This window comes from Geodermatophilus sp. SYSU D00691 (assembly GCF_054050275.1).
In genome coordinates this window covers 63,746-89,460 of the sequence record NZ_JBJGYZ010000002.1, presented here as the reverse complement: position 1 = coordinate 89,460, position 25,715 = coordinate 63,746, and the positions used below count along the sequence as shown (strand labels likewise).

At 75.3% G+C, this 25,715-nt stretch carries 30 protein-coding genes; 11 read left to right on the top strand and 19 right to left on the bottom strand.

Annotated features, from left to right (window positions below):
* Positions 1 to 34 precede the first annotated feature (34 nt).
* On the top strand, positions 35 to 949 hold the full coding sequence (locus tag ACI797_RS01905) for a ribonuclease Z (RefSeq protein ID WP_456856748.1): 915 nt from the start codon (positions 35 to 37) through the stop codon (positions 947 to 949).
* Between the two features lie 34 nt (positions 950 to 983).
* Here ACI797_RS01905 and ACI797_RS01900 read toward each other — a convergent pair whose 3' ends face one another.
* From ACI797_RS01900 to ACI797_RS01885, 4 genes are all read right to left on the bottom strand, one after another.
* Positions 984 to 1,976, bottom strand: a complete 993-nt coding sequence (locus ACI797_RS01900; RefSeq protein WP_456856746.1) for a cytochrome d ubiquinol oxidase subunit II — start codon at positions 1,974 to 1,976, stop codon at positions 984 to 986.
* Positions 1,973 to 3,382, bottom strand: a complete 1,410-nt coding sequence (locus ACI797_RS01895; RefSeq protein ID WP_456856743.1) for a cytochrome ubiquinol oxidase subunit I — start codon at positions 3,380 to 3,382, stop codon at positions 1,973 to 1,975. Before ACI797_RS01895 ends, ACI797_RS01900 begins: the two co-directional genes overlap by 4 nt.
* Before the next feature lie 105 nt (positions 3,383 to 3,487).
* A complete protein-coding gene (locus ACI797_RS01890) occupies positions 3,488 to 3,652 on the bottom strand; it encodes a hypothetical protein (protein WP_456856738.1) in 165 nt (54 codons plus the stop codon).
* Between the two features lie 59 nt (positions 3,653 to 3,711).
* On the bottom strand, positions 3,712 to 5,196 hold the full coding sequence (locus ACI797_RS01885; protein ID WP_456856972.1) for an APC family permease: 1,485 nt from the start codon (positions 5,194 to 5,196) through the stop codon (positions 3,712 to 3,714).
* 72 nt (positions 5,197 to 5,268) lie between these two features.
* Between ACI797_RS01885 and ACI797_RS01880 the strand changes: the two genes are divergently transcribed.
* Complete coding sequence (locus ACI797_RS01880) at positions 5,269 to 6,102, top strand: hypothetical protein (RefSeq protein ID WP_456856733.1); 834 nt, start codon at positions 5,269 to 5,271, stop codon at positions 6,100 to 6,102.
* Between the two features lie 36 nt (positions 6,103 to 6,138).
* Positions 6,139 to 6,624, top strand: a complete 486-nt coding sequence (locus ACI797_RS01875) for a cupin domain-containing protein (RefSeq protein WP_456856728.1) — start codon at positions 6,139 to 6,141, stop codon at positions 6,622 to 6,624.
* 136 nt (positions 6,625 to 6,760) lie between these two features.
* Here the strand turns inward: ACI797_RS01875 and ACI797_RS01870 are convergent, their stop codons facing one another.
* Positions 6,761 to 7,627 carry a sigma-70 family RNA polymerase sigma factor gene (locus ACI797_RS01870; RefSeq protein WP_456856726.1) on the bottom strand — a complete coding sequence of 289 codons (867 nt, stop codon included), beginning with the start codon at positions 7,625 to 7,627 and terminating at the stop codon, positions 6,761 to 6,763.
* Positions 7,628 to 7,701: 74 nt separating this feature from the next.
* On the opposite strand from ACI797_RS01870, the gene ACI797_RS01865 reads away from it, so the two are divergent.
* The gene (locus ACI797_RS01865; RefSeq protein ID WP_456856723.1) at positions 7,702 to 8,046 is read left to right on the top strand and encodes a VOC family protein; all 345 of its coding nucleotides are present in this window, start codon (positions 7,702 to 7,704) and stop codon (positions 8,044 to 8,046) included.
* An 11-nt stretch (positions 8,047 to 8,057) separates the two neighbouring features.
* Here ACI797_RS01865 and ACI797_RS01860 read toward each other — a convergent pair whose 3' ends face one another.
* A complete protein-coding gene (locus ACI797_RS01860; protein WP_456856721.1) occupies positions 8,058 to 8,963 on the bottom strand; it encodes a hypothetical protein in 906 nt (301 codons plus the stop codon).
* 68 nt (positions 8,964 to 9,031) lie between these two features.
* On the opposite strand from ACI797_RS01860, the gene ACI797_RS01855 reads away from it, so the two are divergent.
* On the top strand, positions 9,032 to 9,343 hold the full coding sequence (locus ACI797_RS01855) for a hypothetical protein (RefSeq protein WP_456856719.1): 312 nt from the start codon (positions 9,032 to 9,034) through the stop codon (positions 9,341 to 9,343).
* Between the two features lie 19 nt (positions 9,344 to 9,362).
* Here the strand turns inward: ACI797_RS01855 and ACI797_RS01850 are convergent, their stop codons facing one another.
* Positions 9,363 to 9,809 (bottom strand): DUF5313 family protein, encoded by a 447-nt coding sequence (locus ACI797_RS01850; protein WP_456856717.1) that lies wholly within the window; start codon positions 9,807 to 9,809, stop codon positions 9,363 to 9,365.
* Positions 9,810 to 9,829: 20 nt separating this feature from the next.
* On the bottom strand, positions 9,830 to 10,306 hold the full coding sequence (locus ACI797_RS01845; protein ID WP_456856714.1) for a MarR family winged helix-turn-helix transcriptional regulator: 477 nt from the start codon (positions 10,304 to 10,306) through the stop codon (positions 9,830 to 9,832).
* Positions 10,307 to 10,419: 113 nt separating this feature from the next.
* On the opposite strand from ACI797_RS01845, the gene ACI797_RS01840 reads away from it, so the two are divergent.
* Positions 10,420 to 10,869, top strand: a complete 450-nt coding sequence (locus tag ACI797_RS01840; RefSeq protein WP_456856710.1) for an ester cyclase — start codon at positions 10,420 to 10,422, stop codon at positions 10,867 to 10,869.
* Positions 10,870 to 10,872: 3 nt separating this feature from the next.
* On the opposite strand, the gene ACI797_RS01835 is transcribed toward ACI797_RS01840, so the two are convergent.
* The 3 genes from ACI797_RS01835 to ACI797_RS01825 form a co-directional block, all read right to left on the bottom strand.
* Entirely contained in the window at positions 10,873 to 11,169 is a 297-nt protein-coding gene (locus ACI797_RS01835; protein WP_456856705.1) for an anti-sigma factor family protein, read from the bottom strand.
* A complete protein-coding gene (locus ACI797_RS01830) occupies positions 11,162 to 11,881 on the bottom strand; it encodes an RNA polymerase sigma factor (RefSeq protein ID WP_456856700.1) in 720 nt (239 codons plus the stop codon). The genes ACI797_RS01835 and ACI797_RS01830 overlap by 8 nt, the downstream gene beginning before the upstream one ends.
* 106 nt (positions 11,882 to 11,987) lie before the next feature.
* Positions 11,988 to 13,817, bottom strand: a complete 1,830-nt coding sequence (locus tag ACI797_RS01825; protein ID WP_456856697.1) for a glycoside hydrolase family 15 protein — start codon at positions 13,815 to 13,817, stop codon at positions 11,988 to 11,990.
* Between the two features lie 120 nt (positions 13,818 to 13,937).
* On the opposite strand from ACI797_RS01825, the gene ACI797_RS01820 reads away from it, so the two are divergent.
* Positions 13,938 to 15,335 carry a dihydrolipoyl dehydrogenase family protein gene (locus ACI797_RS01820; protein WP_456856692.1) on the top strand — a complete coding sequence of 466 codons (1,398 nt, stop codon included), beginning with the start codon at positions 13,938 to 13,940 and terminating at the stop codon, positions 15,333 to 15,335.
* Between the two features lie 10 nt (positions 15,336 to 15,345).
* A complete protein-coding gene (locus ACI797_RS01815) occupies positions 15,346 to 16,575 on the top strand; it encodes a cation:proton antiporter domain-containing protein (RefSeq protein ID WP_456856690.1) in 1,230 nt (409 codons plus the stop codon).
* A 23-nt stretch (positions 16,576 to 16,598) separates the two neighbouring features.
* Here ACI797_RS01815 and ACI797_RS01810 read toward each other — a convergent pair whose 3' ends face one another.
* The 6 genes from ACI797_RS01810 to ACI797_RS01785 form a co-directional block, all read right to left on the bottom strand.
* On the bottom strand, positions 16,599 to 17,270 hold the full coding sequence (locus ACI797_RS01810) for a hypothetical protein (protein ID WP_456856688.1): 672 nt from the start codon (positions 17,268 to 17,270) through the stop codon (positions 16,599 to 16,601).
* A 106-nt stretch (positions 17,271 to 17,376) separates the two neighbouring features.
* The gene (locus ACI797_RS01805; RefSeq protein ID WP_456856686.1) at positions 17,377 to 18,990 is read right to left on the bottom strand and encodes an FAD-dependent oxidoreductase; all 1,614 of its coding nucleotides are present in this window, start codon (positions 18,988 to 18,990) and stop codon (positions 17,377 to 17,379) included.
* A gap of 13 nt (positions 18,991 to 19,003) precedes the next feature.
* The gene (locus tag ACI797_RS01800) at positions 19,004 to 19,936 is read right to left on the bottom strand and encodes a cyclase family protein (RefSeq protein ID WP_456856684.1); all 933 of its coding nucleotides are present in this window, start codon (positions 19,934 to 19,936) and stop codon (positions 19,004 to 19,006) included.
* Positions 19,933 to 20,754: a glucose 1-dehydrogenase gene (locus tag ACI797_RS01795; RefSeq protein ID WP_456856682.1), complete on the bottom strand. Its 822-nt coding sequence runs from the start codon at positions 20,752 to 20,754 to the stop codon at positions 19,933 to 19,935. Before ACI797_RS01795 ends, ACI797_RS01800 begins: the two co-directional genes overlap by 4 nt.
* On the bottom strand, positions 20,751 to 21,428 hold the full coding sequence (locus ACI797_RS01790) for a hypothetical protein (protein WP_456856681.1): 678 nt from the start codon (positions 21,426 to 21,428) through the stop codon (positions 20,751 to 20,753). Before ACI797_RS01790 ends, ACI797_RS01795 begins: the two co-directional genes overlap by 4 nt.
* A gap of 35 nt (positions 21,429 to 21,463) precedes the next feature.
* The gene (locus ACI797_RS01785) at positions 21,464 to 22,087 is read right to left on the bottom strand and encodes a PadR family transcriptional regulator (protein ID WP_456856679.1); all 624 of its coding nucleotides are present in this window, start codon (positions 22,085 to 22,087) and stop codon (positions 21,464 to 21,466) included.
* A gap of 59 nt (positions 22,088 to 22,146) precedes the next feature.
* Here ACI797_RS01785 and ACI797_RS01780 point away from each other — a divergent pair, with 59 nt between their 5' ends.
* Positions 22,147 to 23,007 (top strand): class I SAM-dependent methyltransferase, encoded by an 861-nt coding sequence (locus tag ACI797_RS01780; protein ID WP_456856677.1) that lies wholly within the window; start codon positions 22,147 to 22,149, stop codon positions 23,005 to 23,007.
* Here the strand turns inward: ACI797_RS01780 and ACI797_RS01775 are convergent.
* Positions 22,994 to 24,040, bottom strand: coding sequence for an alcohol dehydrogenase catalytic domain-containing protein (locus tag ACI797_RS01775; RefSeq protein WP_456856676.1), 1,047 nt, complete (start codon positions 24,038 to 24,040; stop codon positions 22,994 to 22,996). The genes ACI797_RS01780 and ACI797_RS01775 overlap by 14 nt on opposite strands.
* 167 nt (positions 24,041 to 24,207) lie before the next feature.
* On the opposite strand from ACI797_RS01775, the gene ACI797_RS01770 reads away from it, so the two are divergent.
* Positions 24,208 to 24,819 (top strand): hypothetical protein, encoded by a 612-nt coding sequence (locus tag ACI797_RS01770; protein ID WP_456856674.1) that lies wholly within the window; start codon positions 24,208 to 24,210, stop codon positions 24,817 to 24,819.
* Positions 24,820 to 24,824: 5 nt separating this feature from the next.
* Here ACI797_RS01770 and ACI797_RS01765 read toward each other — a convergent pair whose 3' ends face one another.
* Positions 24,825 to 25,238 (bottom strand): nuclear transport factor 2 family protein, encoded by a 414-nt coding sequence (locus ACI797_RS01765; protein ID WP_456856671.1) that lies wholly within the window; start codon positions 25,236 to 25,238, stop codon positions 24,825 to 24,827.
* Between the two features lie 156 nt (positions 25,239 to 25,394).
* Between ACI797_RS01765 and ACI797_RS01760 the strand changes: the two genes are divergently transcribed.
* Positions 25,395 to 25,643, top strand: coding sequence for a hypothetical protein (locus ACI797_RS01760; protein WP_456856666.1), 249 nt, complete (start codon positions 25,395 to 25,397; stop codon positions 25,641 to 25,643).
* Positions 25,644 to 25,715 lie beyond the last annotated feature (72 nt).

The window sequence follows — 25,715 nt, the reverse complement described above, 5'->3', positions numbered from 1 at the left end:
CGAGCCGGGAGGACCGGCCGGTAGCGTCCGCGCCGTGGCCGCCCGCGAGCTCGTCGTCCTGGGGACGGCGAGCCAGGCGCCGACGCGCACCCGCAACCACAACGGCTACTTCCTGCGCTGGGACGGCGAGGGGTTCCTGTTCGACCCGGGGGAGGGGACGCAGCGGCAGATGCTCCTGGCCGGCGTGCCCAGCTCGGCGGTCACGCGGCTGTGCCTGAGCCACTTCCACGGCGACCACTGCCTGGGTGTGCCCGGCGTGGTGCAGCGGCTCTCCCTCGACGGCGTGGCGCACCCGGTCGTCGCGCACTACCCGGCGAGCGGGCGGGTGTTCTTCGACCGGCTGCGGCACGCCTCGGTGTTCCACGAGCGGGCCGAGCTGCGCGAGGAACCGCTCACGGTCGACGGGCCGGTCGCCACGGGGGCGTTCGGCACGCTGGAGGTCCGCCGGCTCGACCACCTCGTCGAGTCGTTCGGGTACCGGCTGGTGGAGCCCGACGGCCGGCGGATGCTGCCCGGCGAGCTGGCCCGGTACGGCATCGCCGGGCCGGACGTCGGCCGGCTGCAGCGGGAGGGTTCCCTCGACACCGGCGGCCGCACGGTGCGGGTCGGGGACGTGAGCGTGCCCCGGCCGGGGCAGCGGTTCGCCTTCGTGATGGACACCCGGCTCTGCGACGGGGTGTACGCCCTGGCCGAGGGGGTCGACCTGCTGGTGGTCGAGGCCACGTTCCTCGCCCAGGACGCCGCGCTGGCCGACCGGTACGGCCACCTCACCGCCCGCCAGGCCGGGGCCGTGGCCCGGGAGAGCGGCGTGCGGCTGCTGGTGCTCAGCCACTTCTCCCAGCGCTACCCCGACCCCGCGCGGTTCCGCGAGGAGGCCGCCGCTGAGTTCGCAGGCGAGATCGTCGTCGCCGCCGACCTCGACCGGGTCGCCGTCCCGCCGCGCCGCTGAGGGTCGCCCCCCGCCGGTCGGGTCGACGACCCGATCAGACCTCCAGCCGGCCGCGCTGGCCCAGCGCGAACAGCAGGGCCAGCGCGGGGACGACGACCACCAGGGCCGCCGCCGCGACGACGGTCAGCGCCCACAGGGTGGCCGCCGGCGCCGCGGCGGCGTCGACGGTCAGGTGCGTGCCCAGCAGGTACGGGTACTGCGCCGCGCCCCATCCGGCGACGACGGCGGCGACGGCGGTGACCGCGAGGGCCTGCAGCAGCCGGGGCGCGGCCCGCCGCAGGAGCAGCAGCGCGGCCAGGCCGGCGACGCCGGAGACCACCACGAGCGGGAGGCCGGGACCGAGCAGGCGGTCGAACAGGTGGGGTGCGTCGGCGGCCAGCACGGCGATCCCGGCCACGGCCACCGCCCCGGCGACGGCGGCCGCGAGCAGCGCCCGGCGGCGGAACCACGCCTCCAGCTCCTCCTCGCCGTGGCGTCGCGCCTCGGCGGTGAGGAACACGGCGGCCAGGTAGGCGCACGCGAGCACCGCGAGGACACCGCCGAGCAGCCCGGTCAGGTTGAGCCAGCTGTCCAGCGGGTCGCCGTAGCCCTCGCCCGGTACCCGCCCCGAGGCGATGCCACCGGCGACCGTGCCGAGGAAGAACGGCGTCACCACCGACGAGGCCGCGAACGCCGCGCCGGTGACCCGCTGCTGGTCGGTGCGGACCATGACCTTGCGGAAGGCGAAGCCCGACCCGCGCAGGACGATGCCCAGCGCGGCCAGCCCGAGCGGCACGTACAGCGTCGTCGTGATCGCTGCAAACGCCTGCGGGAAGCCGGTCCAGAGCATGACCAGCACGAAGACCAGCCAGACGTGGTTGGCCTCCCACACCGGCGCCAGGGAGACGTCGACCAGGTGCCGGGGACGCCGTCCGCGCTCCGCACCGCCGGCCGTCAGGTCCCAGAAACCCGCACCGAAGTCCGCCCCGCCCAGGACGGCGTAGGCCAGCACGCCGGTGAACAGCACCGCCGCGGCGAACGTGCTCAAGCCGAGGCCTCCTCCGCGCTGCTCTCCCTCGCCCGGGACGGCCCGTAGGGCACGTCGTCCGGCTCCCCTCCGGCCGCGGCGGACCAGCGGCGGCGCAGCAGGCGCAGGGCGAGGAAGGTGCCGAACGCCACGGCCGCGTACAGCGCCACGGTGGCGGCGAAGAACAGCCAGACGTTGCCCGACCGGGTCACCGCGTCCTCGGTGCGCAGCACGCTCACGACGGTCCAGGGCTGGCGGCCGACCTCGGTGACGATCCAGCCGGCCTCGAGCGCGACGAGGGCCAGGACGCCGGAGACCGCGGTGGCGCGGAGGAACCACCGGCTCCGGGGCATCCGCTTGCGCCGCCACCAGGCCAGCGCCCACCAGAGCGCGAGCCCCAGGAGCAGGAAGCCGATGCCCACCATGACGTCGAAGGCCAGGTGCACCGTCGTCACGATCCGGTCGGGCGGACGGGCATCCGCGGGGATCTCGTCGAGCCCGAGGATCCGGGTGCCCGGGCTCTCACCGGCCAGGATGGAGGCGCCCCAGGGGATCTCCACGGCGTAGCGCGGTTCGCCGTCGACCATGATCCCGCCGAGGAGCAGCGGCACGTGCGTGTCCGTCGTCGGCACCATCTCCAGGGCCGCGAACTTGGCCGGCTGCTCCTGGAAGACCTCCCGGGCGGCGAGGTCGCCGACCAGGACCTGCAGCGGCGCGCAGATCGCGGCCACGGTGAAGGGGATGGCCAGACCGAGCCGGTGGTGCCGGTCGGCCCGGCCGCGCAGCATGCCGACGGCGTACACGCCGGCGACGGTGAACCCGGCGACCATGTAGGCGGCCAGCAGCATGTGCACCGCCTCGTGCCAGAACGCGCCGTTGAAGAAGACCTCCAGCGGCCGGACGTCGACCACCTCGCCGTCCCGGACGTCGAACCCGGCGGGCTGGTTCATCCAGCCGTTGGCGGCCACCACCGACGCCGTCCCGCCGATCCCGGCCAGCACGATCGGCACGCCCGACCAGAAGTGCGGCCACGGCCGCATCCGCTTCCAGCCGTAGAGGTAGATCGCGACGAAGATGGCCTCGACGAAGAAGAACAGGCCCTCGACGGCGAACGGGATCCCGAAGGCGGCGCCGTAGGTCCCCATGAGCCCGGGCCAGAGGAGACCGAGCTCGAACGAGAGCACCGTGCCGGAGACCGCGCCCACCGCGAACAGTACGCCGGCGACCTGCGACCAGCGCCGCGCGAGCTCGAGGGCGACCGCGTCGTCGCGGCGCAGCCCGCGGAAGTTCGCGATCAGCATCAGGGCGGTGAAGGCGACGCCGAACGGCACGAGGACGATGTGGAAGCCGAGGGTGAACGCCATCATCTGGCGGGCGGGCAGCAGCTGCTCGGGATCGGCGGCGGCCAGCAGCTCGCCTGCCGCCATCAGGTCCGGCACCGTCGGTCACCCCCGGGCGGGTGGACGCGTGGGCCTCCGCTGCTGCTGGGCGCGGCCGGCCCGAGCGTAGCCGGAGGCCGCCCGACGCGCGGGTCAGCCGGGGCGCAGACCCGGGCGGACCAGCAGCCGGACGACGTCCTGCCAGACGACGTCGGACACCACGCCCTGCACGGCGGACGGCGCCGGCGGCCGGTGGGCCAGCACGAGCCCGCTCGCGGCGTCCGGGTCGAACGGGGATCTGCGCAGTTCGTCGTCCACGGGGCCGACGCCGCCGCGCCTCCCAGGTGCCGGGGCGACCGCCGGCTGTGGAACGGCTGTCAGTTCTGCGCCGCCGGAGTGGCCTCCCGCTCGGCCTCCGTCGTCGCCCGCCAGCGGGAGTGCCGGTAGCCGTAGCCGAAGTAGACGAAGAAGCCCAGGGCCATCCAGGCGAGGAAGCGCAGCCAGGTCTCGAGCTCCAGGTTGGCCATCAGGTAGAAGCAGGCCAGCGCCGACAGCCAGGGCAGCCAGGGGGAGAACGGCACGCGGAAGGCGCGCTTCAGCTCGGGCCGGGTCTTGCGCAGCCGCGGGACGGCGAGGGAGACCAGCAGGAAGGCGAACAGGGTGCCGATGCTGACCAGGTTGGCCAGCTCCTCCAGCGGCACGAACGCGGCCATGACCAGGACGACGGCCGCGTACATCAGCGTCATCCGCACCGGGGTGCCGGTGCGCGGGCTGACCTTGGCGATCGACATGGGCAGCAGCCCGTCGCGACCCATGGCGAAGCCGATCCGGCTGACCGTGACCAGGTCGACCAGGATCACCGAGGTGAGACCCGCGACCGCGGCCAGCGAGATCAGCGCCGAGGCCCAGCCGAGCCCGTTCTGGGCGAACGCGTCGGCGATCGGCGCGCCCTCGTCGATGTCGGTGTAGTTCACCATCCCGACGACGACGAACGAGACGCCGACGTAGAGCGCGGTCGACAGCGCGAGGGTGCCGAGGAGGCCCAGCGGGAGGTCGCGGCCGGGGCGGCGGGTCTCCTCGGAGAGGTTCGCGACGGCCTCGAAGCCGGTGTAGGAGAAGAAGACGACGGCCGCCGCGGTGAGCAGGCCGCCGATCCCGAAGACCGCCGGGTCCAGGCCGAGCGCCCAGCCGATGAGCGGCTGCTGCAGGCCGCTGGCGCCCGCGCTGCCCTCCGACGGGGGGATGAACGGGGTGAGGTTGGCGCCGGTGACGAACCAGGCGCCGGCGACGATGACGAAGACGCAGATGGCGACCTTGACGATGACCAGGGCGCCGGTGACGCGGGCCGACTCGCGGATGCCGAGCACGGCCACGACGGTCAGCACGACCACGATGAGCACCGCGCCGACGTTGACCACCGAGTCCTCGCCGAACAGCGACGGCGGCAGGTCCAGCAGGTTGCCCACGTAGCCCGACCACCCGCGGGCGACGACGGCGGCGCCGAGGGCGAACTCCAGGAAGAGGTCCCAGCCGATGATCCAGGCGAGCAGCTCGCCGGCGGTGGCGAAGGCGTAGGAGTAGGCGCTGCCCGCCGTCGGCACGGAGGAGGCCAGCTCGGCGTAGCAGAGGGCGGCCAGGACGGCGACGACGCCGGCGACGACGAAGGAGATCACCACCGCGGGCCCGGCGGTGTTCTTCGCCTGGACGCCGGTGAGGGTGAAGATGCCGGTGCCGATCACGACGCCGATGCCGAAGGCGACGAGGTGCCGGGCGGAGAGGTGCTTCCGCAGTTTCCCGACGCCGGTGGCCTCGCCCTCGGTCTCCCCGATGTGCTCGACCGGCTTCGTCCGGAACACGTGCATGGCCACGAGGGGCCCCCGTACCCCTGCGGACTGACCTGTCACACGTGCGGCCGGACGGGGCACCCTGGAGGGGTGTTCGACGTCGACTGGATGGGGCTGCTCACCCGCGAGGTGCTGCGCGAGCGGGTGCCGGCGCTGGTCGCCGAGGCGTGCGCCTGGAGCGTGGGCCTGTCCGACCAGCCGCACCACCTGCGCCACCGCGGCCGGCTGGTGGCCACCGGCACGACCATCGGCGTGCGCGCGGCCAACGGCCAGCCGCTGTCGGGGGAGGAGGACGGCCGGCTCGAGCTCGGGGACGCGCGGCCGGGCAGCTTCGCCGACGTGCTCAACGCGGTGACGGCGGACGGCGGCACCTACGCCGACCGGCTCGACCGCGAGGTGCTCGACCCGTTCGTGCTGCAGACCTGCGTGCTCGCCGCCGAGCGGGCCCGCGAGACGCGGCAGCGGGCGTGGGCGGAGCTGCTCGACGAGCTCGGTGAGGACGGCGGGGACCTCGGCGACGTCGTCCGGGCGGGCGACTGGGAGACGCCGCTGCGGGCCGAGGCCGAACTCCTGCTGCTCGCCGCGCTGGGCGACGTGCCGCTGGCCGAGGTGGAGGCGGAGGGGCTGCCGCTGTCCGTCGTGCGCGCCGCCGAGCGGGCGACCCGGGGCGCGGTCCCCGCCCCCGAGCCGGAGCCGGCCGACCTCGGCGCCGCGCGGATCCTCGCCGACGCGGCGCTGCGCGGCTCCGGGCTGCCGCTGCCCGTGCCGCCCGGCGAGGCCGGCCGCCTGCTGGAGCTGCTGCTCACCGAGGGGCTGGAGCCGGAGGAGATCCCGCCGCTGCTCGCCGAGCTGCCGGTGGACGCCGCGACCGCCGTCCAGGTGGCCGCCATGCTCGCCGCCGCCGGCGACGACCCCTACGCCTGACCCGGTCACAGCGTCGACCCGGGACGGAGGAGCCAGATGTCCACGTCGATGCCGCCCTTCGCGGTGCAGTCCGGCGAAGGCAGAGTGCTGGAAACGCCCACGGGTGACCAGGCCACCATCAAGGCCGACACCAGGGCGACCAGCGGCTCACTGACGGTGATCGAGCTCCTGATCGCGCCCGGCTCAGGGCCGGCGACGCACAGCCATCTCCGCGAGGACGAGCTGTGGTACGTGCTCGAGGGGACCTTCCGGTTCCGAGCGGGTGACGCCATGCTCCGGGCATCGACGGGCGGCATGGCTTTCGGCCCGCGCGGCACACCGCACTCGTTCCAGAACATCGGCGACGCGCCCGGGCGCCTGTTGGTCGTCACCACGCCATCGGGTCTGGAGCGGTTCTTCGAGCAGTCGGCCGAGCTCCTGCCCGTCCCGGTGGACCCGGAACGGCTCGCCGCCGTGGGACGGGCCAACGGGATCGAGTTCGTCGGCCCACCGGTCGGTGTGACCCACCCGCTCCAGCAGTAGCCCGGAGGCCCCGACTGGAGCGGCACCCGTCCACCGCGACGCCCTCCTGCGCATCGATGCGGTGACCAGGCAGTGAGATGCCGTGCGCATGAGCGCGATGACCCGGTGTGGTCGTGCGACCTGGTACCGCCGCCTCCTACCGCTGCTTGAGCGGCTCGATGTCGAAGGCGGCGATCCGCTCGGGGTCGGCGATGAGCTCGATCGCGGTCACCCGGCCGTCCTCGACGGTGAAGGCGAAGACCACCTTGGTCTCGCCCAGGTGCGACCAGACCCAGCCCGGGACGCCGTCGACGAGCACGAGGCGGGCGGCGCGCGCCCGGCCGGAGAGGAAGCCGGCGACCCCGCGGGCGCCGCGCAGCTCGGTGACGTCGGAGCCCATCCGCACGGCCGCGGCGTCGGCGCGCAGCACCGCGTCGGGGTCGAGCAGCTCGAGCAGCGCGGAGAAGTCGCCCTCGCGCGAGGCGGTGAGGAACGCCGACACCACCTCGCGCCTGCGGGCGACGTCGTCGGCCGGCTCCGCCCCGCGCACCCGCCGCCGGGCGCGGCTGGCCAGCTGGCGGGCGGCGGCGGGGGAGCGGTCGACGATCGGGGCGATCTCGTCGAACGGCACGTCGAACAGGTCGTGCAGCACGAACGCCAGCCGCTCGGCGGGGGCGAGGGTGTCCAGGACGGCGAGCAGCGCCAGGCCGACCGAGTCGGCGAGCACCGCCTCCTCGGCCGGGTCGGGGACGGCGTGCAGGTGCCGCGGCGCGGCCTCCTCCAGCGGGTCCTCGCGGCGGGACGTGCGGCTGCGCAGCTGGTTGAGCGACACCCGGGCGACGACGGTGGTCAGCCAGCCGGCCAGGTTGTCGACCTCGCCGCTGCCGGCGCGGCTGACCCGCAGCCACGCCTCCTGGACGGCGTCCTCCGCCTCGGCGCGCGAGCCGAGCAGCCGGTGCGCGACGGCGGTCAGCCGGTCCCGCTGCTGCTCGAACTCCGCGGCGAGCAGATCGTCCTCGCTCATGTCCGTCACATCCCTCGGCCGGCGCGTGTCAGTGAGGTGAGAGCCACCGATCCGCACCACCCGAGGAGCACATCATGACCGCCGGCGTCCGAACCGTCATCTACCCCGTCGACGACCTGCCCCGCGCGAAGGGGCTGTTCGGCGTCCTCACCGGCGCCCGGCCCGTGGTCGACGCCCCCTACTACGTGCAGTTCGACGTCCAGGGCCAGTCGATCGGCCTCGACCCGCACGGGCACCGCTTCGGGCAGTCCGGCCCGGTCGCGTACTGGCACGTGGACGACGTCGCCACGGCCCTGGCCGCGCTGGTCGAGGCCGGCGCCGAGACCGTTCAGGAGCCCACCGACGTCGGCGGCGGCATGCAGATCGCCGTCGCCCGGGACGCCGAGGGCAACCTGATCGGCCTGCGCCCCGGCGCCTGAACCGGGCGCCCTCAGCGCACGGGGTGGCGGGCGAGGGCGGCGGCGAGCTCGGCGTTGCGCCGGACGAACGGCTCCCACGCCCCGCTCGACGCCTCCGGCGGCCGGGCGCCGCGCCGCTGCTCCCAGCCGCGCAGCCGCCCGCCGCGGATGCGCAGCCGGACGAGGACGTCGCCGGCCCAGCCGGTGACGTCCTCGTCGCCGCCGGCCGCGGTGACCCGCTGCGGGGCGACGACCCAGTCGACGGCGGCGAGCTCCTCCTGCAGCCGCGCGGCGGCCTCGTAGCGCTGGGCGCCGGCGGCCGCGTCCCGCCGCGCGGTGAGCTCCGCGCGCAGCGCCGCCACCGCCGACGGCTCGCGGTCGAGCACCGCCGCGATCGCCGCGGCGAGCTGCGACGGGTCGGCGCCGGCCGCGCCGCGCAGCCGCGCCATCTCCCGCTCCGAGGGGCTGAGCCCGGTGCCGGCGTAGCCGAGGGGGTGGACCCGCAGCAGCGCCGAGACCGCGAGCCGCACCTTCCGGCTGCCCAGGTACGGGCCGAAGCAGCGCGCCCCCGGGCGGGGCGGCGCGTCGTGGACGACGTGCAGGCGCGGCGCTGCGGGAGAGGCGTCCAGGCGGATGCGGACCGGCACCTCGAGGCCCCCGGGGATGCGGTTCCACCGCGGCATCGCGCGCTCGAGCAGGTTCCGCTCGGCCCAGGCCGCCTCGTGCGCGGAGTCGCAGACGAGGGCCTCGATGCGGGCGACCCGCGGCACCATGCGCCGCAGGTGCCGGCGGTCGCCGAGGTCGCCCCAGTAGGAGCCGACCCGCCGCCGCAGGTCCACGGCCCGGCCCAGGTAGAGGACCCGGCCGCCGTCGTCCCGGAAGCGGTACACACCCGGCTCGGCCGGCAGGGCGGCGACGGCGGACGGGCGCGCGCTCACCCGGCCATCGTGCACGACAGGGACTTCGGCCCCTGGGCGGTATCGGACGGAACCGTCACGGTATGGGCATGAGCTCGGACGCGGTCACGACGCCCGCGGCCGGCACGGGGCCGGCCGACGACGAGGGACTTCCCCAACCACCGGTGCTGGTGGTCCGCTGCGACCCGGTGCGCGGGGTGGTCCGCGCCCGCGGGTGGCTGGACACGGTGGGCGCCGAGGTGGTGGCGGCGCAGGTGGACGCTCTGCACCTCGCCGGCCACCGGGAGATCGCCGTCCGGCTGGCGCAGGCCGACGTGGGCGCCCGCGCCCTGCTGGGCGCCCAGGCCGCGCGGCTGGCCACCGCGGGCGTCCGGGTGCGCCTCGCCGCGGGGTCCGCCTAGTCCGCGATGCCCGCCGCCGTCACCGGCCGGTCCGGGCGCGGTAGCGCTCGGCGCGGCGGGCCGCCGCGGCGCGCTTGCGCTCGCTCTCCTCCTGCTGCCTGACCAGCGAGCGCCGGTCCCGGTGCGCCTGCGCCGTCCCGGCCGGGTAGCCGGCCTTGACCACGCGGTTCTCGATCACCTCGGTCATGTAGGCCAGCGAGTAGATCATCGCCAGGAAGATGCCACCCCCGGCGACCGCCGCGCGCAGCGCCAGCGGCGCGGGGAGGAAGATCACGATCAGCACGACCGGGACGGCGAGCTGGACGAACATGCGGGCGATGTGCCGCAGCCACCAGGTGTCGGTCGTCGTGTCGTGCAGCACCCAGCCGCGGTTCTCGCGGGGGAGCCGGCCGCCGAAGGCGTACCAGAGCCACCGGTGCGGGGCCGGGCGGACGACGGGGTCGGCCGGCGCGCCGGTCTCTGCCATGGGGAGCGCTCCTGGACTGGTCATGCGATGGCCCGCGGGTCGTCGCCGGGGGTGGACAGCGCCTGCTGCGCCGCCGAGATGACGCGGGTGAGCGCGCCGTGCAGGGACAGCAGCTCGTCGAGGGGCATGCCGAGCCGCTCGACGATGCCGGCCGGGATCTGCTCGGCGCGGGCGCGCAGGGCCCGGCCCTCGTCGGTCAGCGCGAGGGCCAGGTTGCGCTGGTCGCGGGGATCGCGCTCGCGGCGCAGCAGACCGGCGGCCTCCAACCGCTTGAGCAGCGGCGACAGGGTGCCGGGGTCGAGCTGCAGCAGCCGCGACAGGTCCTTGACCGCCAGGGGCCCGTGCTGCCAGAGCGCCAGCATCACCAGGTACTGCGGATGGGTCAGCCCCAGCGGCTCGAGCACCGGCCGGTAGACCGCGACGACGTTGCGGGCGGCCACCGACAGCGCGAAGCAGACCTGGCGCTCCAGCGCCAGCACGTCCTCGTCGTCGGTCACGTCCCCACCGTAGACCGTTGGGGCACCAAGCGTTGGCCCGCCAACGGTGATGCTCGACGCACCCGGGGGCGAGTAGGTTCCGCCCTCTCGACGGCACGGCACGAGGAGGGGACATGGCTGGTCCGGCGTCCGGCCGCCCGGAGACCTGGGCACCGGCCTACTTCGACGCGTGGAACACCCGCGACCCGGCCGCGATCGCGGCGTTCATGGCCGACGACCTCGTCTGGGTGGACAACGGCGGTGGCGACCGGCTCACCGGCGTCGCCGCCTTCCGGGAGTACGTCGCCGGGCTGTCGGCCACGTTCTCCAGCGACTACCGGTTCGAGCCGGGCGACGTCGTGGGCGACGAGGCGGGCTACGCGATCGAGTGGGCCATGGTCGGCACGCACGACCGGGCGGCGCCGACGCGGGGGCTGCCGGCCACCGGCCGCACCTTCCGCTTCCCGGCGGTCTCGGTCGGGCGGGTGCGCGACGGCCTCATCGTGGAGAACCACGACTACTGGAACCTGGCCGCCTTCCTCCAGCAGGTGGGCCTGATGCCCGCGGCCGCCCGCGCCGGGTGACCGCTACCGGCGCCGGTCCCCGTCGGGACCGTGCAGCGCCGTGAAGACGTCGAGCAGCCTGTCCCGGGCGGCCGGCGGCAGGGTGGGCGCCGGCACGGTCCGGAGCGCGGCGGTGGTGGCGCGCATCTGCTCCAGGTAGACCCGGCAGGGCTCGCACAGCTCGAGGTGGTCGGCGACGGCGCGCTCGAGGGGCTCGGGCAGCGTGCCCTCGAGGTGCTCGGTCACGAGCTCGACGAACTCCTGGCAGGCGATCTCCAGGACGTCGTCGGCGGGAGGCCGTGGGCCCGGCAGCTCAGCCACGAGGCCCTCCTTCCCCCGCGGCGCCGCGGTACACGTCCTCGAGCCGGGCGCGCAGCCGCGAGCGCCCCCGGTGCAGCAGGATCCGCTGGTTGCCGGGGCTGAGGGCCAGCCGCTCGCAGACCTCCTCCGCGGTCAGCCCGTGGACGTCCCGCAGCTCGACGACCACGCGCTGGCGTTCGGGCAGCTCGTCGAGGGCCACCCGCAGCTCGGCGCGGATCTCGGCGGCCACGGCGGCGTCCTCCGGCGGGGGCTGCCACGCCACGGGCAGCCCGGCGTCGGTCCAGTGGCGCGGCCAGCGGTCGTCCGGTCCTCGGAAGCGGGCGCGGTCCACCGCCGGGCCGTCGTCCCCCTCGCCGTCGGGGAACGCCGTCGACCACGGCACGGACCGGGCCTCCTGCGCGCCGCGGGACCGGGCCCGGTTCTCCAGGATGCGGAACACCCAGGTGCGCAGCGACGAGCGGCCCTCGAAGCGGTCCAGCTGCCGGATGACGGCGAGCCACGTGTCCTGGACGACCTCCTCGGCGGAGGCCCGGGTCGACACGTGCATCAGGGCCACCCGCAGCAGGACCGGCGTCCAGGCGTCGACCAGCTCGGCGAAGGCGGCGCGGTCGCCCGCGCGCAGCCGCTCGAGGAGCTGCTCCTGCGCGGCGCTCCCGCCCTCGACGACGGCGGCCGCCACGGCCGACGGGGGACCCGTGTCGGGCTGCTGCATGCGGCTGCTCCTCGCCGGACGGCGGCCGGGAACCGACCCCCGTCCCGGACATCATGGAGAGGGTCGGGAGCCCGCGTCAGGGACCGAGGTCCCGCGTGCACCGGGCTCATCGCCGCGCGCGCCCCGCCTGGTCGATCGCCCAGGCGGCGTTGACCAGCCCGATGTGGCTGAAGGCCTGCGGCACGTTGCCGAGCAGCTCCCCGGTCGCCGGGTCGATCTCCTCCGAGAGCAGGCCGAGGTCGTTGGCGAACGCCGCCGCCCGCTCGAAGACCTCCCGGGCGCGCTCGACCTGCCCGGACAGCGCCAGCGCCTGCGCCAGCCAGAAGGTGCAGAGCAGGAACGTCCCCTCCTCGCCGGCCAGCCCGTCCACGCCCTCCTCGGTGCGGTAGCGGTAGACCAGGCCCCGGTCGTCGGTCAGCCGGTCGGCGATCGCGTCGATGGTCGCCAGCATCCGCGGGTCGTCCGCCGGCAGGAACCCGACGATCGGCAGCATCAGGTTCGACGCGTCCAGGGCGGTCGACCCGAAGTACTGGGTGAAGGCACCCGCCTCCTCGTTCCAGCCCTGCTGCAGGACGGCGTCGGCGATCTCCTCGCGCACCTTCTGCCACTCGTCGACCCGGTGCTCGCAGCGCAGCTGCGGCGCCAGAGCGATGGCCCGGTCCAGCGCCACCCAGCACATGACCTTGGAGTACAGGAAGTGCCGCGGCTCGCCCCGCACCTCCCAGATGCCCTGGTCCGCGTCCCGCCAGCGGACGGCGGCGGTGTCGGCGCAGGCGGCCAGGAACCAGCGGGTCTCCTCGTCGAGGGCGGGCAGCTGGTCGGCCAGCCGTGCCGCCGCGCCGAGCAGCTCGCCGTACACGTCGACCTGCCGCTGGTCCCACGCGCCGTTGCCGACGCGGACCGGGCGGCTGTCCCGCCAGCCCCGCAGGTGGCCGAGGGTCCGCTCGCTCAGGTCGTGCTCGCCGCCGACGCCGAACATGATCTGCAGGGACATGCCGGGGCCGATGCCGCCGGCGCCGGCGGTGGTCATGAAGCCGAAGAAGTCCTCCGCCTCGTCGGGGCACGCGGCGACCCACAGCGCCTCCATCGTGAAGCTCGCGTCGCGCACCCAGGCGTAGCGGTAGTCCCAGTTGCGCTCGCCGCCCACGCCCTCCGGCAGGGAGGTCGTCGCGGCGGCGACGACGGCGCCGCTGGGCTGGTACGACAGCCCCTGCAGCACCCGTCCCGAGAGGTGGACCAGGTCGGCCCAGGGCCCGTCGTAGGACTGGTGCAGCGCGCACCACGACTCCCACGAGACCAGCGTGCGGTCCAGCAGCTCGGCCAGCTCCTCCTGCGACCAGACGTGCGCGGACACCGCGTCGCCGAGGGTGCTGCGCTGCAGCGCCAGGTGCACGACGTCGCCCGCCTCCAGGTGCAGACGGGCGGTGGCGCGCCCCTCCCGCAGGTCGGCGCCCCCGGGCAGGGTGAGCACCAGCCAGTCGGCCCCGCCCCGGGCGGCGACCCCGCCGTCCAGGTGCGAGAGCAGCGGGACGATCAGCCCGTACTCCGGCCGGGGCCGGTAGTCGACGACGACGTCGACCGCCCCCGCGGTGCAGGCGAGCCGGCGGACCAGCACGTGCGGCACGTCGGTGCCGATGCGGTGCCCGTCGTTCTCCGGGCCGAGGCCCAGGGCGTCGGTGAGCACGAGTTCACCGCCCGCGGTGCGGAACGTCGTCTCGAGGGCGAGCGAGCGGTCCGCGTACCGCCGGGTGGCGGTCCAGTCGGCGTCCGGCCGCACCGACCAGTGGCCGGCGTCGTCGTCGAGCAGCTGCGCGAAGACCGCCGGGCCGTCGAAGCGGGGGAAGCACAGCCACTGGACCGTCCCGGCCCGGTCGACCAGGGCACACGAGTGCCGGTCGGAGAGGAAGGCGAGGTCGGCGATCGGGGTGTCGCTCATCGGAACTCCCGGAGGTCGGCGGTCGTGCCGGTGCAGTCCCGCGGGCGACCTGCCCGTTACGCGTAACGCGGCACCGCGGCGCGGGACGACGGTGGGGCAGCGACTGCCCGAGGAGGTCCCATGTCCCCGTCCCAGCAGGTCGACCTCGAGGTCGACGTCGTCGTCGTCGGTGGCGGGCCCGCGGGGGAGGTGCTCGCGGGCCGGTGCGCGGACCGGGGGGTGGACGTCGCGCTGGTCGAGGCGGAACTGGTCGGCGGCGAGTGCTCGTACTGGGGGTGCATCCCGAGCAAGACCCTGCTGCGGCCCGGCGACGTGCTGGCCGCGGTCCGGCGGGTCCCGGGTGCCGCCCGCGCGGCCGGCGGCGCGATCGACGTGGCCGCCGTCCTCGCCCGGCGCGACTTCATGACGTCGTCCTGGGACGACCGCGGGCAGGAGGCCTGGCTGGCCGAGCACGGCGTCCGGCTCGTCCGCGGGACCGGCCGGCTGGCCGGCCCGCGCCGGGTCCAGGTCGCGGGCGGTCCGGTCCTGGCGGCGCGGCGCGCGGTGGTGCTGGCCACCGGCAGCGCCGCGGTCCTGCCGCCGGTCCCCGGCCTGGCCGACGTGCGGCCGTGGGACAACCGGGTAGCGACGGCGGCCAAGGAGGTCCCCCCGCGGCTGCTCGTCCTCGGCGGCGGCGCCGTGGGGCTGGAGCTGGCCCAGGCGTTCGCCCGCCTCGGCTCGCAGGTCACCGTCGTCGAGGGCGGCGACCGGCTGCTGCCCCGGGAGGAGCCCTTCGCCGGCGAGCAGGTGCGGACGGCGTTCGAGCAGGAGGGCATCGCCGTACGGCTGGGCGCCCTGCTGACCGGCGTCCGCCGGGAGGGCACCGACGGACCGGTGCACGGCACCCTGAGCACGGGCGAGCAGGTGGTCGCCGACGAGGTGCTGGTGGCGGTGGGACGGCGGCCGCGCACGGACGACGTCGGCCTGGAGACCGTGGGGCTGCCGCCGGGCCGGCCGGTGGCGGTGGACGACCGGCTGCGGGCGCTGGGCGTCGACGGCGGCTGGCTGTACGCCGTCGGCGACTGCACCGGCCTGGCGCCGCTGACCCACATGGGCAAGTACCAGGCCCGCGTGGCCGCCGACGTGCTCACCGGACGCGACGTCCGGGACGTCGCCAGCCGGGCCGCGGTCACCCGGGTGACGTTCACCGACCCGCAGGTCTGCGCGGTCGGCCCCACCGCCGCGCAGGCCCGGGAGGCGGGGCTGCGCGTGCGCACGATCGACGTTCCCACCGGCGAGGTCCCCGGCTCCTACGTCCTGGGCGAGGGGCTGGTGGGGACCACCAGGCTCGTGCTGGACGAGACCGCCGGCGTGCTGGTCGGCGCCACCGTCACGGGCAACGGGGTGCAGGAGCTCCTGCACTCGGCGGCCGTCGCGGTCGCCGCCCGCGTCCCGCTGGAGGACCTGCGGCACGCGGTCCCGGCGTTCCCCACCGTCGCCGAGGTGTGGCTGCACGCCCTCGACGCGGCCGGCCTGTGAGGGGTGCGCGATGCCCGACGTGTCGTTCACCAACCTGCTGCTGGTCGCGCTCGTCGCCGCGGCCGTGCCGCTCGCGCTCGGGTGGGCCCCGCGCGTGCGGGTGCCCTCGGTGGTCCTCGAGATCGTGGTCGGCGTCGTGCTCGGCCCGTCCGTGCTCGGGTGGGTGGAGGTCGACCTCCCCGTGGCGGTGCTCTCGGTGGTCGGCCTGGCGTTCCTGCTGCTGCTGGCCGGCCTGGAGATCGACCTGCGCGGGCTGCGCGGCCGCACGCTCGGCATCGCCGGGGTCGGGTACGCCGTCAGCGTCGCCCTCGCCATGCTGGTCGGACTCGGCGCCGCGGGGCTCGGCTGGACGAGCAGCCCGCTGTTCCTCGCGATCGCGCTCACCTCGACCGCGCTGGGCCTGGTCGTGCCGGTGCTCAAGGACGCCGGCCAGGTCGGTTCGCCGGTCGGGCAGGCCACGATCGCCGGCGCCACGGTCGCCGACTTCTCCGCGATCGTGCTGCTGACGCTGCTGTTCTCCGCCTCCGGGGGCGGCGCCGGCACGACGGCGGCGCTGATCGGCGCCTTCGGCGTCCTCGTGGCGGTGCTCGCGGTGGCGCTGGGCCGGGTCGGCATGTCGATGCGGCTCGGCGAGGTGCTGGTGCGGCTGCAGGACACGACCGCCGAGATCCGGGTGCGGCTCGTCGTCCTGCTGCTGGTCGCGTTCGTCGCCCTGGCCGAGCGCCTCGGCCTCGAGCTGCTGCTGGGCGCGTTCCTCGCCGGGGCGCTGGTCGGGCTGCTCGACCGCGACGCGGCGTCGCACCCGCGGTTCCGGGCCAAGCTGGAGGCCATCGGCTTCGGCTTCGTGGTGCCGGTGTTCTTCGTGGCCAGCGGGATCCGCCTCGACCTGCGCGGCCTGGTGGAGGAGCCGTCGGCGCTGCTGCGGGTGCCGGTGTTCCTGGCCGTGCTGCTCGTCGTGCGCGGGGTGCCGGCCGCGCTGCACCGCCGGTCGCTCGGCCGGGCCGGCGCACTCGCCGCGGGCCTGCTGCAGGCCACGTCGCTGCCGTTCCTGGTCACCGCCGTGCAGATCGGCGAGGAGACCGGGCGGCTGGACCCGGTGACCGGGGCGGCCCTGGTCTGCGCCGGCCTGCTGTCGGTGCTGGTCTTCCCGGCGCTGGCCCTGGCCCTGCTCGGCCGCGACGGCGGAGGCGGCCGGGGGACCGGGGAGGCCCGGCGGCCCCGCACCGCCGCGCACGCCTGAGCCCTGCCCCCGAGGCGCGGCGCTCAGGTGACCTCGCGCTCCAGGGAGACGCGGGGGACGGTGAGCGCGGCCTTCAGCGCACCGACGAGGCCCAGGCCCGCGACGGCGACGGCGCACCACGCGCCGAGGTCGAAGCGGGCCGGGCTCCAGCCCGCCTCGGCGAGGAGGACGACGACGCCGGCGGTGGCGATGCCCGCGACGACCAGCTCCAGGACGCCGACGACCCGGTGGGTCCGCGCCGGGCGGAGCAGCAGCAGGCCGAGCAGGAGCAGGACGCCGCCGCCGAGCACGACGGCGAGAACGGGCCACAGCGGGCCGCCGAGGAGCGTCGCCATGCCGGCCCCGGCCTCCGCGACGCCGTCGCTGACCATCACCACACCGACGTCGTCCCGGCCCCGGAGCCACGGGACCCACAGGCTCACGCCCGCCGCGACACCGGCCAGGACGAGCAGGACCGCCGCGAGGACGTCCGGCCTCCGCGCGACCACGAGCCGGACGCCCGGCCCCGGGCCGTCCGGCTCGTCGACGGCGGGCGGTCCGTCGTCCTCGTCGTACTCGGCGGGGAAGCCGAGGATCATCGGGCGGTCGCGGACCACGTTCTGCTCGAACCGGACGTCGCCGGCGCGGGGAGGCGGCGCGGCTCTGCCCGCCGCAGGTCGGCCGATCCGGGAGCGCTGCTGCTCGTGCACGGACATGCTTCCTCCGACCGCGCTGGGCGCCGGGAAGAGGGGCGCCCCCGGTCCTGAGGATAGGGCGGCGAGAGCCGTCCGGCAGCACGAATCGGAACGGTGCCGATCCGGGTCAGCGGACCCGGTCGACCGCCGGTCGGGGCTGCCGCGGCGCCGGCACGAGAGCCTCGGCCGGTACCCGGGCGCCGAGCCGCTCGGCGATCCCGTCGGCCACCCGCAGCGCGTTGGCGATGATCGTCAGCGTCGGGTTCACCGCCGTGCTGGACACGAAGAAGCTCGAGTCGGCGACGTAGAGGTTGTCCACCTCGTGCATCCGGCAGTCGAGGTCCAGCGGGGCGGTGGCCGGGTCCGGGCCGAAGCGGACGGTGCCGTTCTGGTGCGCCACCCCGCCGATGCCCAGCTGCCCACCGGCGTACTGCCGGTTCTCGTACACGTCGGGCTCGCAGCTGAGCCCGTCGAGCAGGCCCATCAGCCGCATCCGCAGCCGGGCGACCTCGGCGGCGTTGGTCCGCGTGTAGCGCAGGGTGATGCCGCCGTCGCGGTCGACGGTGACCCGGTTGCCGTCCAGCGGCAGGTCCTCGGTGGTCAGCCAGAAGTCGATCGAGTGGCGGGCCAGGTCGGCCGGGTCCCGCGCGTCGGGGACGTCGAAGCCGATGAGGACGGCGTCGCTCTTGCCGTTCATCTGGATCGAGCCGACCGGGTACTCCCAGTCGGGGTCGAAGGGGTCCGACCAGTAGAAGTCGTTGACCCCGAGGGTCTTCTGGAACCGCGTCGGGTTGGGCGTCCGCGAGAACGCGACCAGCCCCGAGTTGTTGTGCAGCATCAGGTGCCGGCCCACGTGCCCGCTGCCGTTGCCCAGCCCGGCGGGATGGCGGTCGGACGCCGAGGCGAGGAGCAGCGCGGCGGAGTTGATCGCGCCCGCCGCGAGCACGACGACGTCCGCGGTGTACTCCTCGCGCTCGCCGTCCCGGTCCACGACGACGCGGGAGACGCTCCGGCCCGACGGGTCGGTCTCCAGCCGGACGACCCGCGCCCCCGTGCGCAGCTCGACGTTCGGGTGCCGCAGGGCCGGCTCGACGGTCATCACCTGGGCGTCGGCCTTGCCGTTGACCAGGCACGGGAAGCCGTCGCACGTCGCGCACCGGATGCAGGCGGACAGGTGCGGCCGCGCCTCGTCGAGCAGGATGCCGTTGGGCAGGGAGAAGGGGTGCAGCCCGGCCGCGGTCAGGTCGGCGCGCAGCTGGGCGATGCGGGGCTCGTCGCTGATCGCCGGCCAGGGGTAGGGCCCGCCCGCCGGTGGCTCGTCGGGGTCCTCGCCGCGCGTGCCGTGCACCTGGTAGAGCCTCTCGGCCCGGTCGTACCACGGCGCCAGGTCGGCGTAGGAGATCGGCCAGGCGGGCGAGACGCCGTCCACGTGCTGGACGGCGCCGAAGTCCCGCTCCCGGAAGCGGTAGAGGATGGCGCCGTAGAACTTCGTGTTCCCGCCGACGTAGTAGTGCTGCTTCGGCGTGAACCGGTGGCCGTCCGAGGCGTCGGTCCACTGCCCGCTGTTGGCGTACCGCTTGCCGGCCCACAGCGCCTGCGGGTCCCAGTTCTGCGGCTCGCGCGGCAGCCAGCCGCCGCGCTCGAGGAGCAGGACCTTCTTCCCCGTGGGCGCCAGGGCCCAGGTGACGGCGCCCCCGCCGGCCCCGGACCCGATCACGATGACGTCGGCGTGCTCGGCCATGGTTCTCTCCTGCTCAGGTGATCGCGAGGGGTGTGACCCAGGCGCCGGTGGCGCCGCGGAGCTTGGCGTGGCTGACGACGAGCAGGAACTCGCGCAGCCCGGCGGCGGCCGCCTCGGCCAGCCGCAGGTTTTCCAGCACGACGACGCCGTGCCGGACGTTGAGGGTCTGGGGGACGACGAACGGCTCGGCCGGGTCCTCGGCCGGCACCGGCCCGTAGCTCCAGGTGTCGCAGCCGGTGAGGGCGACCCGGTGCTCGGCCAGCCAGCCGGCCAGCGCGAGACCCGGGCCCGGTTCCCCGGAGGAGTACCGCTCGTCGTCGGCACCCCAGAGCCCGCCCCAGCCGGTGTGGAGCAGCACCGCGTCGCCGGGGCGCAGGGTGCGGTCGCCCAGCGCCGCCTCCGCGTCGGCGATCGTGACGACGTCCCCGGGCCCGAGCCGCTCGACCCCGCGGACCGCGGCGACGTCGAGCAGCAGGCCGCGGGTGACCACCTGCGGCAGCGTCTCGACGCCGAGCCGGTTGGTGCCCCAGTCCTCGGCGATGTCGGCCAGCCGGTGACCGTTGTACGTGCGGTCGCCGGCCTGCAGGTGGTTGAGCGCGTCGAGGTGGGTGCCCATCTGCTGGGTGGCGGTGATCTGCTCGACCACCCAGTTGACCCCGTTGCGGCCCCAGCCGTCGGGGCCGCCGTCCGGCCGACGCCGGTTGACGTGGTGGGCGTTGGTGGTCAGGTACGACCGGAAGGTGCGCCCGGGGAAGGCGGGCACGTCGGCGTGCAGCACGTGCGCGAGGTCGAACACCCGGCCGGAGCGCACGAGGGAGACGGCCGCCAGCACGGTCGCCGGGGTGATCTCGTTGAGCGCGCCGGCCGCGTCGTCGGCACCCCAGCGGGAGGGGAACCACCCCGCCGTCCGCTCGGCGACCGACGGCGGGGTGCGGAGCTCGGTCACTCGGACGACCAGGTCGTCTCGAACGACGGGTAGAGGGTCAGCCCGCCGTCGACGAACACGGTCTGGCCGGTGATGTACGCGGCCTCGTCGGAGCAGAGGAACGCGGTCACCGCGGCCATCTCCTCGGCATCGCCGGCGCGGCGCATCGGGATGTGGCTCTCGACCATCTCCCGCTTGACCGGGTCGTCGATCCAGGAGCGGTTGATCGGGGTCACCGTGGCGCCGGGGCCGATGCCGTTGACCCGGATGCCGCGCGCGGCGTACTCCAGCGCCAGCGTGCGGGTGAGGTTCTGCATCCCGCCCTTGGACACCGAGTAGCCGACGAACCGCGGCTTCGGGATCACCTGGTGGACGCTGGAGACGTTGACGATGCTGCCCGGCTCGCCGGCGCGCAGCCACGAGCGGATCGCCTGCTGGCTGCACAGGAAGGCGCCGCGCAGATTGACCGCCAGCACCTTGTCGAACGCCGCCACCGGCAGCTCGTCGGTGTCGGCGGCGATCTGGATGCCGGCGTTGTTGACGAGCAGGTCGACCCGGCCGTAGTCGGACAGGACCTGCTCGAACATCGCGCCGACCTGGTCCTCCTGCGAGACGTCGGCGGCCACGAGGACCGGGCGCGTCCCGGCCGCGGACATCTCCTTCATGCAGATCTCGACGCCGTGCTCGATGGCGTCGCGCGTCTCCTCGGCGCCTTCTGGCGGACCGACGTAGTTGATCGCGACGTCGACGCCCTCCTGGCCGAGCCGGATGGCGATCGCCTGCCCGATCCCCGAGCTGCCCCCGGTCACCAGCGCCTTCTTGCCCTGCAGACCCTTCACGTCCTGCTCCTGTCGGTGAGTACCCGTGCCCGTCCCTCCGAGAAGAAGGCGACGGCGTCCTGCGCGGAGGTGGTGCCGGCGGCGTCCCGCGCCGCCCCGAACGGTGCGTTCCAGAAGGCGTGCGGGGACGGCGGCCCTCCGTGGGGGCCGACGTAGGCGTACGGCTCCGGGAGGGCGGCGTCGCCGGGGGAGAAGCCGTAGTTCACCGCGTCGACGGTGATCCCGAGATCGAGGTGCTCGGGCCAGAGCACCGGCGTCGTCGGCTCCCCGAGCCGCTCGGCGAAGCGGCGCAGCGCGGTGTCGCCGAGGGCGAACCAGTCGGCGAGCCGGCGGGCGGCGGCCGTGTCGACGGCCAGCGGCGCGTCCGGGTCGGGCGGGGTCGCGGGCGGGTAGCTGCCGCGCAGACCGAGCTCCACCCCGGCGAACGCGGCGGCGTCCCCCAGCGTGCTCAGCGGGCGGGACCGCAGCCGGGCGCCGTCGACGACGAGCAGCTGGTCACCGACGACCGCGAGCTGCCGGCCGGCGACGCCGACCGTGGTGGCGAGCCCGCCGGGGTACGGGCGGAGGCGGATCGTCCCGGCGGCGGCGAACTGCCCGGCGGCCAGGACGTGCTCGGCGACGCGGTGCCAGGCCTCCCGGGTCCGGGCCAGCGCCGCCGAGGTGGTGAGCGTCATGCACCCGTGGTCCGCCGCCGGCGGACGGCGTTACGTCACCACTCGGCGCGGCGGAGGATCTCTTCCTGGGCCTCGGGGTCGGGCGCCGCCCGGGCCGGGTCGTCCGGCCACCGCTCGACCTGCTGCGTCGCCCAGTCCGCCCACCGGGCGACGAGGGCGTAGAAGTCGGTGAGGAACGCGCCGGCCAGCATGGTCTGCGCCGCGCGCTGCTGGAACGGGCCGGTGCCCTCGGCGTAGGCCCGGGCGGCCCGCAGGTTCTCCTGGTTCCGCTCCACGGCCCAGGCGCGGGCCGCGGCCAGCGAGGCCAGCGTGTCGGCCTTGGTGCCGGAGTCGGAGAACCAGACCTTGAGCAGCTGCTCCCACTCCAGGGCCGGGCCGTTCCCCGGCTCGGTCAGCCAGTCCGCCAGCGCGCGACGGCCCGCGGGGGTGATCGAGTACACCGTGCGGGCACGGCGGCCCACCTGCTCGGTGGTGGCCACCGCCAGGCCGGCCGACACCAGCTTCTTCGGCTCCTCGTAGAGCTTGCTCTGGGCGCGCGGCCAGATCCGGCCCAGACTGCGGTCCATCTGGCGCGTCAGCTCGTAGGTGCTCCACGGCTGGACGGCGAGCAGGCCGAGGATCGCGTACGACGTCGTCGTCAGCGGCCGGGCGCTTGACACATGGTCCCCTCGGGAGTAAGCCGGTTTGATCCCAAGGGGACTATATCGAGGGGGATCCGATGGTCACTCCGCAGCTCGCGGTGGACCCGCGGAACGCCGGCCAGCTCCGGGCCTGGGACGGCGCGGAGGGGTCCTACTGGGCCCGGCACGCCGGCGTCTTCGAGCGCTCGACGGCGCGCTACGACGACGCGCTGTTCGCCGCTGCCGGGATCGGTCCGGGCGACCGGGTGCTCGACGTCGGCTGCGGCACCGGGTCCACCACCCGGGAGGCCGGCCGGCGGGCGGTCTCCGGTGCCGTGCTCGGCGTCGACCTGTCCGCCGCGATGCTCGCCGTGGCCCGGCGGGCCGCGGCCGACCTGCCCCACGTCGCCTTCCTGCAGGCCGACGCGCAGGTGCACCCCTTCGACGAGGGGTCGTTCGACGTCGCGGTCAGCCGCACGGGCGCGATGTTCTTCGCCGATCCGGTCGCGGCCTTCGCCAACATCGGCCGCGCGCTGCGGCCCGGTGGGCGGCTCGTGCTGCTGGTCTGGCAGGCCGTCGCCCGCAACGAGTGGTTCCGCGCGCTCACCGGGGCGCTGGCGGCCGGCCGCGAGTTCCCCGCCCCGCCGCCGGACGCCCCGCACCCCTTCTCGCTGTCCGACCCCGCCCGCGTGCACGCCGTCCTGACCGCCGCCGGGTTCACCGGTGCGGGCCTCACCGGGCTCGAGGAGCCGGAGTGGCTCGGCCCCGACGCGGCCACCGCCACCGACTTCGTGCTCGGCCTGCTCGGCTGGCTGCTCGACGGCCTCGACGCCGAGCGGCGGGCGCAGGCCGAGGCCGCCCTGCGCCGCACCGTCGAGGAGCACACCGGTCCGGACGGCGTCGAGTTCGGCTCCGCCGCCTGGCTCGTCACCGCCCGCCGGCCGGTCAGCCCGCCGTGATGACCACCTTGAGCGCCTCGTTGACCGCGGCGTCGGCGAACACGTCGTAGGCCTCGTCCATCTGCCCGAACGTGAACGTGTGGGTGCCCATCTTCTCCGCCGGGATCCGGCCGGAGGCGACCATCGTGAGCAGTGTCGGGATGGAGACGGTGTCGACCAGGCCCATGGTCACGGTCAGGTTCTGGATCCACATCTCCTGCAGCGGCAGCTCGACGGGCACGCCGTGGACGCCGATGTTGGCCACCGAGCCGCCGGGGCGGACCATCGCGCAGGCGGCCCGCAGCGTCTCGGGGTAGCCCACGGCCTCGATCGCCACGTCGACGCCCTCGCCGCCGGTCAGCGCCCGGACGTCGTCGACCGTGCCCGGACCGACCTCGACGGCGTCGGTCGCGCCGAACTCCAGGGCCTTCTGCAGCCGGAACTTGTTGGTGTCGACGGCGATGACCCGCGAGGCGCCCCACAGGCCGGTCGTCAGCACCGCGGCCAGACCGACGGCGCCGGCACCGACGACCGCGACCGTGTGCCCCGGGCGCACCCGGCCGGCGAGCACGCCCACCTCGTAGCCGGTGGGCAGCGAGTCGGCCAGGAAGATCGCCTGCTCGTCGCGGACGCCCTCGGGCACGGCGTACAGCGACGTGTCGGCGAACGGCACCCGCACCAGCTCGGCCTGCGTGCCGTCGATCAGGTGGCCGAAGACCCACCCGATCCCGCCGAGGGTCCGGCAGTGCGACGGCATGCCCCGCTGGCAGTAGTCGCAGCGGCCGCACCGGCTGATGGCCGGCACCAGCACCCGGTCGCCGACCGCGAACCCGCGCACGGCGTCACCGACCGCGGTGACCGTGCCGACCGCCTCGTGCCCCAGGACGCGGCCGTCGGTCACGGCGGGCACGTCCCCGTGCAGGATGTGCAGGTCGGTGCCGCAGATCGTCGTCGTCCCCACCCGGACGACCACGTCCGTGGGGTCCTGGACGGTCGGGTCGGGCACGTCCTCCCAGCTCTTGCTGCCGGGTCCGTGGTAGACGAGCGCCTTCATCGGGGTCCTCCCTGGGTCGGCCGTGGTGCCCGGATCCTCGACGCGCGACCGGGGGAGGGGGGCCGGATGTCGCACATTGAGAACACGCGCGTGCCCGTTCCCGCGGCGGACCGGCGGTCGTAGCGTCGGCCCTCCCACGGGGGTCACTCGACGACGGGAGGCTCGCGGTGTTCGCTCAGGTGATCCAGGGCAGGACGACGGACCCGGCCGGTCTGCGGGCGGCGATGGACCGCTGGATGCGGGAGCTCCAGCCGGGCTCGGTCGGTTGGCTCGGCAGCACCGGCGGGGTGACCGACGACGGTCAGGTGGTGGTCGTCGCCCGGTTCGAGTCGGCGGAGGCGGCGCGGCAGAACTCCGAGCGGCCGGAGCAGGGTGCCTGGTGGGAGGAGACGCAGCGGCTCTTCGACGGCGAGGTGACCTTCCTCGACAGCGAGGCCGTGGAGGTCGACCTCCGCGGCGAGCCCGACCGCGCCGGGTTCGTGCAGGTGATGCAGGGGCAGGTGACCGACCCGGACCGGGCGCGCAAGGTGGTCGAGGAGATGTCGACCGACGACATGGCGCGGTTCCGGCCCGACGTCGTCGGCAGCGTGATGATCACCCACGACCAGGGCCGCTGGACGCAGGTCATCTACTTCACCTCGGAGGCGGAGGCGCGCGAGGGGGAGCGCAAGGAGCCCCCGCCGGAGATGCAGGCCGCGATGGAGGAGCTGGCCCAGATCAGCGCCGGGGAGGTGACCTACTTCGACCTGCGGGAGCCGCTGATGCACTCGCCCGGCTGAGGCCGTCAGGTCGGGAGCCTCAGACCGAGAGCCGCCTCGTTCGGCACCCCGACCGAGCTGTGCCCGTGGAGCAGTCGCCAGGAGCCGTCCTCGCGGTGGAAGACCGCGGTGCTGCGCATGGTGACCGTCGGGCCGTCGGGCATGACCACCCGGGTCTCGTCGGCGACCCATCCGACGTCGCCCTCCTCGTGGGCGCGTACCCGGATCACCTCGTAGCGGGCGCCGTCGAGGCCGGCGTCCATCTGCTCGAGCCACCGCCGGCGGATCGTCGCGCCCTCGTACCACTCGGCGGGATCGGTGCCGATGACGAGAGCGGCTCCGGACGACGACAGCAGCTCCGACAGCCACGCCACCTCGCCGTCCGCCAGCGCTGTGTAGATCCGCTCGACCAGGGCGGCCAGTTCCGGCGATTCCCGCATGTCCGCGCACCTCCGCGTCGTGAGCCGTCGAGGAGCAGCGTGGCAGCGATCAGCGCAGCGCGGGGGCTCGGTCCTCCTCGCCGCATCCGCGTGTAACCGCACGGCCGAAGGACGGACTGAGTGGGCGACGGGCCCGTCCGGGAGGGGTGAGCGGCCATGCGGTGCAGCACCGACGAGGAGACGCGGTTGCGTGAGCTGGCGCGCCGCGGGCAGGGCCCGGTGGAGGTCACGCTCCTCTGGGACCCGAGGTCCGGGGGAGCGGTCGTGGTCGTCTGGAACTGGGGCTCCGGGGCGTGCCTCCGGCTGGAGGTCGCGGCGGACCAGGCCGGCTTCGCCTACGCCCACCCGTACGCCTACGCCGCCGCGCGCGGCGTCCCGGAGGCGGAGATCCGGCGGGTCGCCTGAGGCCGGGCGGCTCAGCGGCCGGCGGGGGTGTCGGCGTCGAGCTCGTCGGAGCACCGGTGACCGCCGTCACCG